Below are 15,123 nucleotides of genomic sequence, written 5' to 3'. Positions count from 1 at the left end.
TAGCTAGCTGACCCGAATCCGCCTCCATCGACTGGAATAAAGATGACCGACCATTCCCTCCGCCTTCCCGTCTGCCGCGCGCTGATCAGCGTGTCCGACAAGACTGGCGTCGTTGAATTCGCCCGTGAACTCGCCGCCCTCGGAGTCGAGATCCTGTCCACTGGCGGCACCTTCAAGCTGCTGCGCGAGAACGACATCGCCGCCGTCGAAGTCGCAGACTACACCGGCTTCCCGGAAATGATGGACGGTCGGGTCAAGACCCTGCATCCGAAGATCCACGGTGGCATTCTCGGCCGCCGCGATCTGGACAGTGCGGTCATGGCCGAGCATGGCATCGCCCCGATCGATCTGGTCGCGGTCAACCTCTACCCGTTCGCCGCCACCGTCGCCAAACCCGGCTGCACGCTCCCGGACGCCATCGAAAACATCGATATCGGCGGTCCGACTATGGTTCGTAGCGCTGCGAAAAACCATAAAGACGTGGCCATCGTGGTCAATGCTGATGACTACGCCGGCATCATTGAGAATATGCGCAACGGCGGCCTGACTTACGCGCAGCGCTTCGATCTGGCCCTCAAAGCCTTCGAACACACCGCTTCCTACGACGGCATGATTGCCAACTACCTGGGCACCATCGACCAGAGCGTCGAAACCCTTTCCACCGAAGGTCGCAGCCTGCTGCCGCGCACCTTCACCACGCAGTTCGTCAAGGCGCAGGACATGCGCTACGGCGAGAACCCGCACCAGATCGCCGCCTTCTACGTCGAGCAGCCCGATGAAGCCTGCGTCGCGACCGCTACCCAACTGCAGGGCAAGGAACTGTCGTTCAACAACGTGGCCGATACCGACGCCGCACTGGAATGCGTGAAGAGCTTCGTCAAGCCGGCCTGCGTCATCGTCAAACACGCCAACCCTTGCGGCGTCGCCGTGGTGCCGGAAGACGAAGGCGGCATCCGCCAGGCCTACGAGCTGGCCTATGCCACCGACAGCGAATCGGCGTTCGGCGGCATCATCGCCTTCAACCGCGAGCTGGACGGTGAAACCGCCCGCGCCATCGTCGAGCGTCAGTTCGTCGAAGTGATCATTGCGCCGAGCATTTCCGCCGAAGCCCGTGAGGTTGTCGCCGCCAAGGCCAACGTGCGGCTGCTCGAATGCGGCCAGTGGCCGGCCGAGCGCGCGCCGGGTTGGGACTACAAGCGGGTCAACGGCGGCTTGCTGGTACAAAGCCGCGACATCGGCATGATTACCGCGGACGACCTGAAGATCGTGACTCAACGCGCCCCGACCGAGCAGGAAATCCACGACCTGATCTTCGCCTGGAAGGTGGCAAAGTTCGTCAAATCCAACGCCATCGTCTACGCCAAGAACCGCCAGACCGTCGGTGTCGGCGCCGGTCAGATGAGCCGGGTCAACTCAGCCCGCATCGCCGCCATCAAGGCCGAACATGCTGGCCTGCCGGTACCCGGTGCGGTCATGGCCTCGGATGCCTTCTTCCCCTTCCGCGATGGTATCGACAATGCCGCCAAAGCCGGCATCACCGCGGTGATCCAACCGGGCGGCTCGATGCGCGACGCCGAAGTCATCGCCGCAGCAGACGAAGCAGGCATTGCCATGGTGTTCACCGGCATGCGTCATTTCAGGCACTAACTGACGGTCGCACTCGGATTGGCACCTGCTGGTTGCCCGGCTCTTTCCCAATGCTCATTTGCCAGAAGGCAACCGCTTGGTGAAGAGCCGGGCGCATTGCATCTACCGACCCGATTACGACCTCGAGATCCGTAGGTTGGGAGGAGCGAAGCGATACCCAACGATCCGGCATCGTCCGGACCCATCAGGAGAATTTCATGAACGTACTGATCATCGGCAGCGGCGGCCGCGAGCATGCGCTGGCCTGGAAGGTCGCGCAGGATCCGCGCGTTGCGAAGGTTTTCGTCGCGCCAGGCAATGCCGGTACGGCGACCGAGGCCAAGTGCCAGAACGTCGCCATCGACGTGCTGGCCATCGAGCAACTGGCGGACTTCGCCGAGCAGAACGTGCAACTGACCATCGTCGGTCCGGAAGCGCCGCTGGTCAAAGGCGTGGTCGATCTGTTCCGTTCGCGTGGCCTGGACTGCTTCGGCCCTACCGCCGCCGCCGCACAGCTGGAAGGCTCGAAGGCCTTCACCAAAGACTTCCTCGCTCGTCACCAGATTCCTACCGCCGACTATCAGAACTTCACCGAGGTGGAGCCGGCGCTGGCTTATCTGCACGAGAAAGGCGCCCCCATCGTGATCAAGGCCGACGGCCTGGCCGCCGGCAAGGGCGTGATCGTCGCCATGACCCTGGCCGAAGCTGAAGAAGCCGTACGCGACATGCTCTCGGGCAACGCCTTCGGTGATGCCGGCGCACGCGTCGTGATCGAGGAATTTCTCGATGGCGAAGAGGCCAGCTTCATCGTCATGGTCGATGGCGAGAACGTCCTGCCGATGGCCACCAGCCAGGATCACAAGCGCGTCGGTGACGGGGACAGCGGGCCGAATACCGGCGGCATGGGCGCCTACTCGCCCGCTCCGGTGGTCACTGCTGAGGTTCATCAGCGTGTCATGGACGAGGTCATCTGGCCGACCGTCAAGGGCATGGCCGCCGAAGGCAACGTCTACACCGGCTTTCTCTATGCCGGCCTGATGATCGACAAGGCCGGCGCACCGAAGGTCATCGAGTTCAATTGCCGCTTCGGCGACCCAGAAACCCAGCCCATCATGCTGCGCCTGCAATCGAGCCTGGTGCTCCTGGTCGAGGCCGCACTGGCGAAGGCGCTGAATAAGATCGAGGCACAATGGGATCCTCGCCCGAGTCTGGGCGTCGTTCTCGCGGCTGGAGGCTACCCCGGCGATTACAGCAAGGGCGCGACGATTCGCGGCCTGGAGGCTGCAGCGCAACTGGAAGGCAAGATCTTCCATGCCGGCACGACGCTGGCGGACGGAGCGATCACCACCTCAGGTGGACGCGTGCTCTGCGCAACGGCCATGGGCGAAACGGTCTCGGCAGCCCAGCAGAACGCCTACGCGCTGGCTGCACGCGTCGAATGGGACGGCCACTTCTACCGCCATGACATCGGCTACCGTGCAATTGCGCGCGAACAGGGCAAAAGCTGAGCGAGAAACTCGCTGGAATGTGCGCAACGGCAGAGCTTATCTTCCGTTGCACGCATTACAGGGGCACATGGCGATGGCTATAATCTGCCGTCAGACAGATGAAGGGACTTCAATCGTGCGTCGACTCAGAGTCGCCATTGCTTTTGCCTTCAGTCTATTGCTGGCTGCGCTGTCGTCATTCGACGCGGTAGCCGAGCCACTCCCTCCCGACCCCGCTGCCGCCACGCAACAAACGGAACCCAACTGGCGATTGCTCGTCGACCAGTCAGGCCTGCTTACGCTCGACGAGGTTCTGGATCAGCGTAGTCTGTTCCAGCGAATCGACACCCGCTCCTATGCTGCTCCGGCAAGCGACAGCGCCGTTTGGCTACAGGTGAGCCTCCCCCCCTTCACTCAGCCGAACTGGCTGTGGGTATTCGCCCCTCGCGTGCAATATCTCGATTTCTACCTGCTACGCGATGGGCAGCTCGAGCAACATATTGAAACCGGCGAGCTGAGACCGCTGGATTCGCGCCCTCTGCCGACGCGCGCTTACCTGTTCTCGCTGCCCAACGACGATGCGCCTCGCGAGGCCTACGTTCGGTTGCAGTCGTCGCACCCGATCATGACTTGGTTCTATACGATCGACGAAGCTGGGCTGGTCGAGCAGGCCCGCCCGGCGTACCTGTTCGGTGCGTTGTTCGGTGCCCTGGCGCTGCTGATGGTCTACAACCTGCTGCGCTTCGCCTACACGCTCAGTTACAGCCATGTATGGCTGGCTTTGCTACACGGCGCGCTGCTGATCTGCGCCATGGCGAACCTCGGATTGCTGGCGGTATGGATACCGAACCTGATCTATAGCCAGCCATTGATTGCCGATATGGCGGCGCTGCTCACCTGCCTGTCCTTGCTTGCCTACACCTTTGGTTTCTTCCAGCACCGCACGCGACCCTGGGTGACGTGGTTGCTGGCGACGCTAGCAGGCGTTGTCATCGCTTTGGCAACCATCATATTGCTCACCGGCGAATTGTGGTTCAGCTGGCTGATCTACGTCTCGGTATTGGTCACTGCGCTCAGCGTTACCGCGGTGGCGATCCATCATTGGCGGCAGCGCTATGAGCCCGCCAGACTAGTGGTCGCCGGTATGCTGCTGTTCGATGGCGGCTTTGTATTCGTTCTGCCCATTCTGCTGGGCTTCGACCAGCTCGATCCCAACTGGCTGACCGGCATCATGTTCAGCGTCGCGACATGCTCAGGGCTGATCCTCAGCTTCGCATTGCTGGAGCGACAACGGCAGATCCAAGCCAACAGTCGCAATCAACACACTGCTGAGGCGGTCACCAGCGCTGAGCTACGGACCAAGGCAGACTTTCTGGCCAAGATCAGCCACGAAATTCGCACCCCCATGAACGGGGTGCTGGGTATGAGCGAGTTGTTGCTGGACACTTCCCTGTCGGCCAAACAGCGCGATTACGTACAGACGATTCACAGCTCCGGCAACGAACTGCTCAACCTGATCAACGAGATCCTAGATATTTCCAAGCTGGAGTCCGGACAAATCGAACTGGACGATGTTCAGTTCGACCTCAATGCGCTGATCGAGGATTGTCTGAGCATCTTCCGGGCCAAGGCCGAACAGCAGAAGGTCGAGTTGATCAGCTTTGTTCAACCGCAGATTCCACACGTCGTCGCAGGCGACCCCACCCGTCTGCGCCAGGCCTTACTGAACCTGCTTGAAAATGCCTTCAAGCAGACGGAAGAAGGCGAAGTCCTGCTGATCGCAGCGGTGGACGAGCACGAAGCGCCTCCGCGTCTGCGCATCACTGTGCAAGACAGCGGGCGACCCTTGGAAGCGCAGGAACGCGATGCGTTGCTCAATGCAGCCCTAGATAGCCGCGACTTCCTCGCCGCTACCCGCCACGGCGGCCGACTCGGTCTGATCATCGCCAGACAACTCGTTCACTTGATGGACGGTGAGTTCGGCATCCAGACCGGCGGCATCTCGGGCAACACGTTATGGATAAGCCTGCCGTTGGGTGCTGAGCTTACCGAACAACCCGCCAGCGATCTCGACAGCCAATTGAAAGGGGCACGCCTGCTGGTGGTCGATGACAACGACACCTGTCGGAAGGTAATCAGCCAGCAGTGCAGCAGCTGGGGCCTGGATGTCAGTGCCGTGGCCTCTGGCAAGGAGGCGCTTGCCTTGCTCCGCACCAAAGCGCACCTGCACGAATACTTCGATGTCGTCCTGCTCGATCAGGACATGCCCGGCATGACGGGTATGCAGCTGGCCAGCAAGATCAAGGAAGACTTCAGCATCAACCACGACATTCTGCTGATCATGCTGACCGGTATGAGCAGCGCGCCGAGCAAGATCATTGCGCGCAACGCCGGAATCAAGCGCATCCTGGCCAAACCCGTTGCCGGCTACACCCTGAAAACCACCCTCGCCGATGAGATCTCTCGCCGCACCACTACCGTAGCCTCCACCGCCATTCAATCCAACACATCGTTTTCGGTACCGGACGACTTCCGCATCCTGGTCGCCGAGGACAACAGTATTTCCACCAAAGTCATCCGAGGCATGCTGAACAAGCTGAACCTCAAGCCGGACACGGCCAGCAACGGCGAGGAAGCGCTCGAACTGATCAAGACGCAACCCTACGATCTGGTGCTGATGGACTGCGAGATGCCTGTCATGGACGGCTTCGAGGCGACCGCGAGGCTACGCGCCTGGGAGTCTTTGGCAGGCCGCCCGCGAACGCCTGTGGTGGCGCTGACAGCTCATATTCTCAGCGAGCATCGAGAGCGCGCCCGCGAAGCCGGCATGGATGGGCACATGTCCAAACCCGTCGAGATGTCGCAACTGCGTGAACTGATCGAACGTTGGGTAGATATCCGAACGGCAGCCTCTGCGGATCGGCACAACCGCCCCTGATCAAAGCTGGGAAATTGGCGGCACGCTGCGCACATCCTCAATTATCAGGAGGCTTTCCGGTTGCGCTGGCATTCGTGAAGCGTCCATCCGTAAATCCTGAGCAGGGACCGCGTAAGTCATCCGTCGCGTCAGCATGCGCAGTGCACTCATCAGCAGTGAGATCGCCAAGGGCTCGCCGGGACAGCGATGCCCTGTCGCGGCATCGCCACCGCCCTGAGTGATGAAATTGAACGCGCTGCCATCCCAGGTGGCGAAACGTTCGGGACGAAACGCTTCAGGCTCAGTCCAGAGCCGCGAGTCTCGATTGGTCCCGTAGAGGTCCAGGAGCACTCGCGTACCTTTTGGGAAGTGATAGCCCCGCCATTCGAAATCCTTTCGCACGCGCGCCGCCGTGAAAGGAAAAAAGGCATGGAGTCGGCGAACTTCCTGTGCAAAGGGTTCCAGCGCAGCATCATCTCGCTGCAACCGCTGCTGCCATTCTGGATGCGCCAGCAACTCCAGCGCGGCGTAGATGATGAAGCGTGTAACCGCTACAGTCGGGCGCAGCAGGTTGAGCATTTCGACCGCCGCCGCTCTCTCATCAAGCGCCTTTCCGCCCAAATCGAGATACCGCGCAACCACGGCCAGAGCCCGAGTTTCATCGACCTGCAGCTCCCCGGCTCGCACTCGGCTGATCAGCCCGATCATCCAATTTTCCGCCTCTTTACGCGCCTTACGCGCTCGCAAATGGCGGGCTCCAATACCACCTGCGCCATCGATCATGGCGGCCAGCTGATCACGACGCAGTAGTACTTCACCCTCGGCGAGCGGTACGCCGGCCCACTCACACACCGAACGGGTGAGAATCGCCTGGACCTCGGGCATGAGGACGATGCGATCGCTACGCTGCCACGTCTCGATCGCTGCCTGCCAGTGGGTCTCGCTCAGCCGCACCAATTCAGCGACCGCACCGTCGGTCAGTAACGACATAAATAGTCGCTTGCGATGCCGATGGGCCTCACCATCCAGCCCCTGCACACCGCCTTGGCCAAACAGCGTTTTCTGCAGCATGCGCGGTGCGGCGTGCTGACGCTCGAATAGCTGCTCGTCGTAAAACAACTTCGCAGCCTCTTCGCCGCTCATGCAGATCGTGTTCTGTAGCAGCAGGCGGACCTGGAAGATGTCTGATCCAAGCCGCTGACATCGGCTGGGTATGAACGAGTACCCTTCGCTGAGCAACGAAAGCGAACTCTCTGCTTGTAGATCACGCGGGATATCAGGCACTACTGTTTCCTCCCTTGATGTCTGGCACTACGGTGGACCTCATCCCGTTGTCTCGGTGCCCGTTCCTGCTCACACCGATGCCAGAATGAACAAAACGCGCGCTCCGATGCCGATAAAAGACTGGCCGAACTATTCCGCGACGCTTGTGACCCATTGTCCGAACCTTCGCTTCGAGGCATAAGCCGTCGCCAAGGAGCCAACCCAATGATGAAGAGGAGCGATGTCGTCTGGACCTTTGTCGGCATCACCGCGGTACTGCTTTCCGGCTATCTGCTCTATCAGGAAATTCACAATCTCTCGTTGGCCGACCTCACCGAAAGTCTCGAGGCCATCAGCTATCGGGACTGGCTGCTGGCCGGCCTGGCGACGCTTGGTGCCTACACTGCGCTAGCCTGGTATGACCGGATTGCCATAGCCCACCTGGGCAAGAACATCTCCTGGTGGTTCATCACGCTTTGCTCGTTCACCACCTATGCCCTGGCGCACAACGTGGGCGCGTCGGTGTTTTCCGGCGCGGTCGTGCGTTATCGCGCATATCGCAGCAAGGGACTCAGTCCGCATGAGATCGGCGTACTGATCGTATTCTGTTCCCTCACGTTTTTTCTTGGCACCTTGCTGGCTGGCGGGGCCGTTCTGATTCTGCGGCCGGATTTGCTGAGCAGGCTCATCGACGCAGAGCCTTGGCTTTCGTTCGCCATTGGGACGTCCCTGCTGTGCCTAGTCGGTCTTTACGTGATTGGGGCCTGGCGACATTTCGCACCCATGCATCTTGGGAAATGGCGAATCGATTACCCACGCCTTCCGATCGTCGGCAGGCAGCTGATTGCCGCACCACTGGAGCTCGCCTGCGCCGCGGCAATCATCTACTTTGCACTGCCCGAAGCGCAGAACCCCGGCTACCTGGTGGTACTGGGAGTATTTCTCGCATCCTTCTCGCTGGCGTTGTTGTCCCATGCACCCGGCGGGCTCGGGGTGCTCGAAGTGACCTTCATCGCAGCCTTGCCGGAGCTGCCTACCGCCGATGTCCTGGCTGCACTGATCGTATTCAGGGCCTTCTACCTTCTGCTGCCATTCGCCCTGGCGATATTGATCGTGATGGTATTCGAAGCCACCCAGTGGTCGGCAAAACGACGCACCGGCATCGGCTCCGGTCAGTAAACTACGGAGAACACCACCATTGCAGTATGGCTATGTTCGCTCGCTCGGGTGATCATTCGCCTCCATCCGAGATGAAACACGAAATCAAATGACCGATACCCGCACCACCCGACCAGGCTCCAATCAACCGCCCGAGCACAAGCCAAGGCCCTTGATGGACCTGGCGATCAGCATCGTGATCCCATCATTGATCCTGATGAAGCTTAGCGGCGAGAACCGCCTTGGCGCCGACGGCGCACTTCTGCTGGCGCTGGCGTTTCCGCTCGGCTGGGGTCTCTTCGAACTGGCGAAATATCGTAAATTCAACTGGATCGCCCTGCTGGGCCTCGTCAGCGTGCTGCTTACCGGCGGCATCGGCCTGCTGCAACTCGACCCCCAATGGCTGGCAGTCAAGGAAGCCGCGATTCCCGGCATCATCGGCATTGCGGTACTGGCCTCGACCCGCACCCGCTTCCCGCTGATCCGCACCCTGCTCTACAACCCCAAGGTGCTCAACGTCGACAAGGTCCACGAGCAACTCGAGCGCAACGGGCAAACCGCTCACTTCGAAACGCGGCTGCTGCGCGCCACTTACTTTCTCAGCGGCACCTTCTTTTTCTCTTCTTTCATGAACTATGTACTGGCCAAATGGATCGTCAACAGCCCGGCCGGCAGTGAAGCCTTCAACGCCGAGCTGGGTCGCATGACCCTGCTCAGCTATCCGATGATCGCGATCCCGAGCATGTTGATGATGATGGCGATCTTCTATTACCTCTGGCGCACCATTCACGGCCTGACCGGCCTGCGCCTCGAGGACATCATCGCCCCGCACGCGCACGCCGATCGGCGTGATGGAAAATCCTGACCGCCTCGGCGATCACGCCGACATCAGCAACATCCACAACGGCAGGCTGATCGCCGCAAGCATGGTCGAGAGAAACACCGTCGAACTAACCGCGCGGGTATCGTCCGGATTGGACACGAAAGCGAGCACGTTCACGCCACTCGGACAGGCCGCCAGCAGTACCAGCACGCTACGGGCTTCATGACTCAGTCCGGGCAACAATCCGCTGACGTACCACACCAGCAACGGAAACAAGCCCAGCTTGACGAGTGTCAGCGCCAACGCAGCAGTGCTGGGGCGCAGCCGGTAGCGTGACAGACTGATGCCCAGCACCAGCAACGCGCAAGGCAACGCCGCCTGGGCCAGCCATTCGGCGATGCGCCAGATCGGCTGCGGCAGACCGAAGCCCGAAACGTTCAGCAAGGCGCCGAGCAGCAGCCCCACGATAAGCGGATTGGCCAGATTCTTCAGCAGCGCCTTGCCACTGACCTTTTGCCCCGAGCCGAATGCGCTGTAGAAGCTTTGCAGCGAGAACAGGATCAGGCTGTGAAAAACCAGAATGGCGAACACGTACACCAGGCTCGGCTGCCCGAGCAAGGTGGTCACCAGTGGGATCCCGACCAGCACGTTGTTGGAATAGGCGGCCGTCAGCCCCAGCGGCGAGGCGCGCCCCAGCACGCGATGCGCAATCAGCCCCACGAAAATGAATACGGCGAGCACCGGACCGAAATACGCCAGCAACAACATCGGTGACATGCCGTCGCTCAGCTGAGCGCGAGCGATACCGGTGAACAGGACGGTCGGCATGAACAACTTGAAGGTGATGTTGGCAAGTCCGGTTGCCGCTTCGCCAGCGAGCCAGCCTCTCCAGCCCAACAGATAGCCGAGCATGATCAAGCCAAAGATGGGCAGGATTGCCTCGAACACGACCACGTGGCGTCTCCAGCGACCGGTACGGCCTTATGCCGCCCCGTAAGAAGGTGGCAAAGAATACCGACTCGGGGGCAGGATCACCAATCAGGCGTAGCCCAGCTTGTGCGGCGTCGAAATTCGCAGCTGACGGTCAGACCTGGGGAGGCGCAGCGACCTTCGCAGTATTCTTCTCCGCTACGGCCAGCGTATCGAGCACGACCGACAGGTCGTCGTGCCAGTCATGCGTGTCGATGCCGAAGGTCGTTTCGAAACGGGTGCAATCGAGCACCGACCAGGCTGGCCGGCGTGCGGGCGTCGGGTATTGCGCGGTCGTGATCGAGGAGACTTGCGGCTGTTTGGCCAGCATGCCCTTGGCGGCTGCCTGGCGAAAAATCTCTACCGCAAAATCGAACCAGGTGCAGGGCGATCGGCCACTGTAGTGATAGAGGCCCCAGGCAAGCGAGCCTTCGCGAGCATAGCGCCGAGCCAGCTGCAGCAGCGCGTCGGCAATGCTGCCGGCCTGGGTAGGGCAACCGAACTGATCAGCGACCACCGAAAGCGAATCGCGCTGACGCCCCAGGCGCAGCATGGTCTTGACGAAATTGTGACCCTGCGCGCCGTAGACCCAGCTGGTCCGCAGAATCAGGTGCTCATCCAGCACAGCACGAATGGCCTCTTCACCCGCCAGCTTGCTCGCGCCGTATACCCCTGTTGGCGCGATCTCGTCATCTTCGCGGTAAGGCGTTCGGGCTTCGCCGGAAAACACATAATCCGTGGAGATATGTAGCAACGGGATGGAGGCATACCGGGCGGCTTCGGCCAGTCTGGCGGGACCTTCGCAGTTCACGGCGAACGCCTGTTCCCTATGCGTCTCGGCGTTGTCGACGTGCGTGTAGGCTGCCGCGTTGATGATCATCCCTGGCTTGAACAGGGCCACGACCGCTGCCACCTGATCGGCATCGGTGATGTCCAGCTGCCCACGAGTCATGCTAAGCGCCTCTAGACCATACTTATTCGCACGGTCTACCAATTCGTGGCCAACTTGGCCACCGGCACCGCATACAAGGATTCGCATCTGGTTATCACCTCAGTCAAAGCTCGCCGACAACGGCAAACCGGTTTCGTAAAACAGATTCGACACATACGCATCGCTGTAACCGCCGAGATAGCGCGGTTGAAGCTAGGTCAGGCCAGCATAAACGAATTTTGTTCCGTCGAAAGCAAGGTCCGATAAGAATTATTCCCAGTTCGTCGCCCAAGCATGGCGGCAGCGTGATTGCAACTTCATGACCACTGCTCGCAAAGCCGGCAATGCCAACCGGCGTGAAACTCGGCACAGCTGGTGGGGACCAACACAAAGAGGTGTTAATGCGGGGCCTGAGACGCCCGGACCCACACGCCTCGCATCGCTCATGCCGTGGAGGAACCGTTATGCCTAGAGGTGAGAAAACCAAGTACACCGACAAGCAACAGCGCAAAGCCGAACATATCGAACAGAGCTACGAAGAACGCGGCGTGCCAGAGAAGGAGGCCGAAGCCCGTGCGTGGGCCACCGTGAACAAGCAGTCGGGCGGCGGCGAGCGCAAGGGTGGCTCGGGCCAGAAGAAAAACGAGACAGCCAAGCGCGCCGACCGCAAGGATTCTGCACATCGCGCAGCGAAGACACGTGCGGGCGACTCGCCCAACAAGGGCTCGGCACGCAGCAATCGCTCCGGCAGCAGTTCGCTCACGGAGCTGACGCGGGACGAACTGATGCAGAAGGCCCGCGAGCGGGACGTCCGTGGCCGATCGAAGATGCGCAAGGATGAGCTGATCAAGGCGCTCAGCTGATGGAGACCGACATGCATGCCCCCGATCCGCGGGACGATGGAACGCCCAGTCCTATTCCGGAACCGGAGCGCAAGGACCCGGGCGAGCCGGTTCCCATCGAGGAGCCCGGCAACCCTGACCGGCCAGAGAAAGACGGAGCCGGATAAACTTTCTTAGCTATTGTCCATCACAACAAAGGTCAACAGACCTAACGCCCAGCGAGACGCCAACAGGCGCGGCGGCGGTATAGCTGAATAGCCCTACAGAACCAGGAGACCGTGATGAGCTATGTACAACTGAGCGACAAACAGACGTTGCGCGAGCGAGCCCGGCAACATGTCGAGAACGGTGCGGTGACCGAAAGCTATTCGGCGGATCGCGACACAGTGATCAATCTGCTCAACGAGGCATTGGCCACCGAACTGGTCTGCTACCTGCGCTACAAACGCCATTACTACATGGCGACCGGATTGAAATCGAGCGTTGCAGCAGCCGAATTCCTCGAGCACGCCAACGAAGAACAGGAACATGCCGACCGACTGGCCGAACGCATCGTACAGCTGGGTGGTGCGCCTGACTTCAATCCGGACAGCCTCACCGAGCGAGCGCATGCGCAATATGCCGAGGGCAATGGTTTGCGCGATATGGTCTTCGAAAACCTGGTTGCCGAGCGCATCGCCATCGACAGCTACCGCGAGATCGTGCAGTACATCGGTGACAAGGACCCAACCACACGACGGATCTTCGAGGACATCCTCGCGCAGGAAGAAGAGCATGCCGACGACATGGCCAGCCTGCTCGACGGAATGAACTGAACCGCAAGACGAAAAAAAGGCCACCCTAAGGTGGCCTCAAAAAAGAAGGAGAGTACTACTCAGCCGGCAGCTGCCGGACGCATGTAGGAGATCGGTGCGGTCTGGGAATCATCGAACGTCACCATTTCCCACGCATCCTTCTGTTCCATCAAGGTGCGTAGCAAGCGGTTGTTCAACGAATGTCCGGATTTAAAGCCGCGGAATTCGCCGATCAGACTGGTGCCCAGCAAGTAAAGATCACCGATCGCATCGAGTATCTTGTGCTTCACGAATTCGTCCTCATAACGCAGGCCGTCTTCGTTGAGCACATGGTCTTCGTCGACCACGATCGCGTTTTCGACGCTTCCACCCAAGGCCAGGTTATGCGAGCGGAGGAATTCGATGTCGCGCATGAAACCGAACGTTCGTGCACGACTGACTTCCTTGACGAAGGAAGTGCTGGAGAAATCCACGCTGGCAGTCTGGGTGCGTCCCTTGAATACCGGATGGTCGAAGTCGATCTCGAAACTCACCTTGAAGCCTTCGAATGGTATGAACGTGGCGCGCTTGTCGCCGTCCTCCACCGTGACCTCGCGGATGATGCGGATGAACTTCTTCGGGGCGTCCTGCTCCTGCAGGCCGGCTGATTGAATCAGGAATACGAAGGGGCCAGCGCTACCGTCCATGATCGGCACTTCCGATGCGGAAAGCTCGACATAAGCGTTATCGATGCCAAGTCCAGCCATGGCCGAAAGCAAATGCTCCACCGTGTCGACTTTGACATCACCGCTTACCAGGGTGGTCGACATGGTTGTCTCGCCGACGTTCTCGGCCCGTGCGGCGATCTGCACGGGCGGGTTGAGGTCGGTGCGACAGAACACGATTCCAGTATCCACGGGTGCCGGCTTCAGGGTCAGGTATACCTTTTCCCCCGAATGCAGGCCGACGCCAGTGGCGCGAATGATGTTCTTCAAGGTGCGTTGTCTGATCATGGCTTGGTTTCGCTATTGCGCTGTTGCGAATGGTTTCCAACAAAGGTGGCGATCATAGCAGAACCCCAGTTTGCTGAATACCAATCAACCCAATACTCCTGATAAATCAAATCAATCAGCCTGACGACGCAAGAAAGCCGGAATATCAAGGTAGTCCAAGTCCTCCTGAGGATTCATTTTCGCCGCAGTCGCCACGTTGGCCTGATTGCGCATGATGGTCGGACGGTCCAGATCACGATAGTTCACCGCTGCCTGATCCTGACGAGGCGCCGGCGCTGCCTGCGGCGCGACCGCTGCGGTTTGCAGAGTGTTGTCAACAACCTTGACCGGCTTCTCATGACGTGGGCCGAGTCCGGTAGCGACGACGGTAACGTGCAATTCGTCGAGCATATCGGGATCGATCACAGCACCCACCTTGACGGTCGCTTCATCGGACGCGAACGCCTCGATGATCTCGCCGACGGCGGCGTATTCACCGAGCGAAAGATCAAGACCAGCGGTGATGTTGACCAGAATGCCGCGAGCCCCCTGCAGATTGACGTCTTCGAGCAGCGGATTGCGGATAGCCGCTTCGGTGGCTTCGCGAGCGCGGTTGGGGCCGGTGGCACAACCCGTACCCATCATCGCCATGCCCATTTCACCCATGACGGTCTTCACGTCGGCAAAGTCGACGTTCATCAGGCCGGGGCGCTGCATGATGTCGGAAATACCGCGCACGGCGCCGGTGAGTACGTCGTCGGCCTTAGCGAAAGCCGCGAGCAGGCTCGCATCCTTGCCCAGTATGGTCAGCAGCTTTTCGTTGGGGATGGTGATCAGCGAGTCGACGCACTCGGAGAGCTGACGAATACCCTCGTCGGCGACCTGCATGCGGCGGCGCCCCTCGAACGGGAACGGGCGGGTCACTACTGCTACGGTCAGAATGCCCATTTCCTTGGCAACCGAAGCGATGACCGGCGCAGCGCCGGTACCGGTACCGCCGCCCATGCCGGTGGTGATGAACACCATGTCGGCGCCCTGCAGCACTTCGGCGATGCGCTCACGGTCATCCATGGCAGCCTGACGACCGATATCGGGATTGGTGCCGGCGCCCAGTCCTTTGGTAATAGCGGAACCCAACTGCAGTACGGTCCGCGCTTCGATTTTCTTCAGCGCCTGAGCATCGGTGTTGGCGCAGATGAATTCGACGCCTTCGACGCTGTTGCGCACCATGTGATTGACGGCGTTGCCGCCGCCTCCGCCTACGCCAATGACCTTAATCACTGCACTTTGCGGGGTATGATCTACGAGTTCGAACATTTCCCTCTCTCCTTCCAGCTTTCTA

13 protein-coding genes are annotated in these 15,123 nt (G+C 60.3%); 8 read left to right on the top strand and 5 right to left on the bottom strand.

Translation table 11 applies throughout. The annotated features are described in order from the left end of the window. Positions 1-42: 42 nt before the first annotated feature. The 3 genes from purH (at position 43) to NA647_RS16870 (ending at position 6,051) form a co-directional block, all read left to right on the top strand. Positions 43-1,647 (top strand): bifunctional phosphoribosylaminoimidazolecarboxamide formyltransferase/IMP cyclohydrolase, encoded by a 1,605-nt coding sequence (gene purH / locus NA647_RS16880; RefSeq protein WP_256058743.1) that lies wholly within the window; start codon positions 43-45, stop codon positions 1,645-1,647. A 197-nt stretch (positions 1,648-1,844) separates the two neighbouring features. Then, positions 1,845-3,134, top strand: a complete 1,290-nt coding sequence (gene purD / locus NA647_RS16875; RefSeq protein WP_256049843.1) for a phosphoribosylamine--glycine ligase — start codon at positions 1,845-1,847, stop codon at positions 3,132-3,134. A 115-nt stretch (positions 3,135-3,249) separates the two neighbouring features. Then, on the top strand, positions 3,250-6,051 hold the full coding sequence (locus tag NA647_RS16870) for a hybrid sensor histidine kinase/response regulator (protein WP_256058742.1): 2,802 nt from the start codon (positions 3,250-3,252) through the stop codon (positions 6,049-6,051). On the opposite strand, the gene NA647_RS16865 is transcribed toward NA647_RS16870, so the two are convergent. Then, positions 6,052-7,314 carry a cytochrome P450 gene (locus tag NA647_RS16865; RefSeq protein ID WP_336604964.1) on the bottom strand — a complete coding sequence of 421 codons (1,263 nt, stop codon included), beginning with the start codon at positions 7,312-7,314 and terminating at the stop codon, positions 6,052-6,054. A 204-nt stretch (positions 7,315-7,518) separates the two neighbouring features. Here NA647_RS16865 and NA647_RS16860 point away from each other — a divergent pair, with 204 nt between their 5' ends. Both NA647_RS16860 and NA647_RS16855 read left to right on the top strand, forming a co-directional pair. Continuing rightward, a complete protein-coding gene (locus NA647_RS16860) occupies positions 7,519-8,472 on the top strand; it encodes a lysylphosphatidylglycerol synthase transmembrane domain-containing protein (RefSeq protein ID WP_256058740.1) in 954 nt (317 codons plus the stop codon). 88 nt (positions 8,473-8,560) lie between these two features. Further along, the gene (locus NA647_RS16855) at positions 8,561-9,316 is read left to right on the top strand and encodes a VC0807 family protein (protein ID WP_256049848.1); all 756 of its coding nucleotides are present in this window, start codon (positions 8,561-8,563) and stop codon (positions 9,314-9,316) included. A 12-nt stretch (positions 9,317-9,328) separates the two neighbouring features. Here the strand turns inward: NA647_RS16855 and NA647_RS16850 are convergent, their stop codons facing one another. After that, a complete protein-coding gene (locus NA647_RS16850) occupies positions 9,329-10,228 on the bottom strand; it encodes an AEC family transporter (protein ID WP_256058739.1) in 900 nt (299 codons plus the stop codon). Positions 10,229-10,358: 130 nt separating this feature from the next. After that, positions 10,359-11,282 carry a dTDP-4-dehydrorhamnose reductase gene (gene rfbD, locus NA647_RS16845; protein ID WP_256058738.1) on the bottom strand — a complete coding sequence of 308 codons (924 nt, stop codon included), beginning with the start codon at positions 11,280-11,282 and terminating at the stop codon, positions 10,359-10,361. A 356-nt stretch (positions 11,283-11,638) separates the two neighbouring features. On the opposite strand from rfbD, the gene NA647_RS16840 reads away from it, so the two are divergent. The 3 genes from NA647_RS16840 to NA647_RS16830 all read left to right on the top strand — a co-directional run bounded on the left by NA647_RS16840 (position 11,639) and on the right by NA647_RS16830 (position 12,831). Continuing rightward, on the top strand, positions 11,639-12,037 hold the full coding sequence (locus tag NA647_RS16840; RefSeq protein WP_256058737.1) for a Rho termination factor N-terminal domain-containing protein: 399 nt from the start codon (positions 11,639-11,641) through the stop codon (positions 12,035-12,037). 11 nt (positions 12,038-12,048) lie between these two features. Then, positions 12,049-12,183 carry a hypothetical protein gene (locus NA647_RS16835; RefSeq protein ID WP_256058736.1) on the top strand — a complete coding sequence of 45 codons (135 nt, stop codon included), beginning with the start codon at positions 12,049-12,051 and terminating at the stop codon, positions 12,181-12,183. A gap of 114 nt (positions 12,184-12,297) precedes the next feature. Beyond that, positions 12,298-12,831, top strand: coding sequence for a ferritin-like domain-containing protein (locus NA647_RS16830; RefSeq protein WP_256058735.1), 534 nt, complete (start codon positions 12,298-12,300; stop codon positions 12,829-12,831). A gap of 59 nt (positions 12,832-12,890) precedes the next feature. Here NA647_RS16830 and lpxC read toward each other — a convergent pair whose 3' ends face one another. Both lpxC and ftsZ read right to left on the bottom strand, forming a co-directional pair. Beyond that, positions 12,891-13,802: a UDP-3-O-acyl-N-acetylglucosamine deacetylase gene (gene lpxC, locus NA647_RS16825; protein ID WP_256058734.1), complete on the bottom strand. Its 912-nt coding sequence runs from the start codon at positions 13,800-13,802 to the stop codon at positions 12,891-12,893. Between the two features lie 111 nt (positions 13,803-13,913). Next, positions 13,914-15,098, bottom strand: a complete 1,185-nt coding sequence (gene ftsZ / locus NA647_RS16820; RefSeq protein ID WP_256058733.1) for a cell division protein FtsZ — start codon at positions 15,096-15,098, stop codon at positions 13,914-13,916. Positions 15,099-15,123 lie beyond the last annotated feature (25 nt).

This window comes from Stutzerimonas stutzeri, from assembly GCF_024448985.1.
Lineage (GTDB): Bacteria > Pseudomonadota > Gammaproteobacteria > Pseudomonadales > Pseudomonadaceae > Stutzerimonas > Stutzerimonas stutzeri_AP.
This window is presented reverse-complemented; position numbering and strand designations above follow the sequence as displayed.

Coding starts and splice junctions, on each gene's coding strand:
- purD (WP_256049843.1), top strand. CDS start 1,845: ATGAACGTACTGATCATCGGCAGCGGCGGCCGCGAGCATGCGCTGGCC.
- NA647_RS16855 (WP_256049848.1), top strand. CDS start 8,561: ATGACCGATACCCGCACCACCCGACCAGGCTCCAATCAACCGCCCGAG.
- NA647_RS16830 (WP_256058735.1), top strand. CDS start 12,298: ATGAGCTATGTACAACTGAGCGACAAACAGACGTTGCGCGAGCGAGCC.
- rfbD (WP_256058738.1), bottom strand. CDS start 11,282: ATGCGAATCCTTGTATGCGGTGCCGGTGGCCAAGTTGGCCACGAATTG.
- NA647_RS16835 (WP_256058736.1), top strand. CDS start 12,049: ATGCATGCCCCCGATCCGCGGGACGATGGAACGCCCAGTCCTATTCCG.
- NA647_RS16840 (WP_256058737.1), top strand. CDS start 11,639: ATGCCTAGAGGTGAGAAAACCAAGTACACCGACAAGCAACAGCGCAAA.
- purH (WP_256058743.1), top strand. CDS start 43: ATGACCGACCATTCCCTCCGCCTTCCCGTCTGCCGCGCGCTGATCAGC.
- ftsZ (WP_256058733.1), bottom strand. CDS start 15,098: ATGTTCGAACTCGTAGATCATACCCCGCAAAGTGCAGTGATTAAGGTC.
- NA647_RS16860 (WP_256058740.1), top strand. CDS start 7,519: ATGATGAAGAGGAGCGATGTCGTCTGGACCTTTGTCGGCATCACCGCG.
- lpxC (WP_256058734.1), bottom strand. CDS start 13,802: ATGATCAGACAACGCACCTTGAAGAACATCATTCGCGCCACTGGCGTC.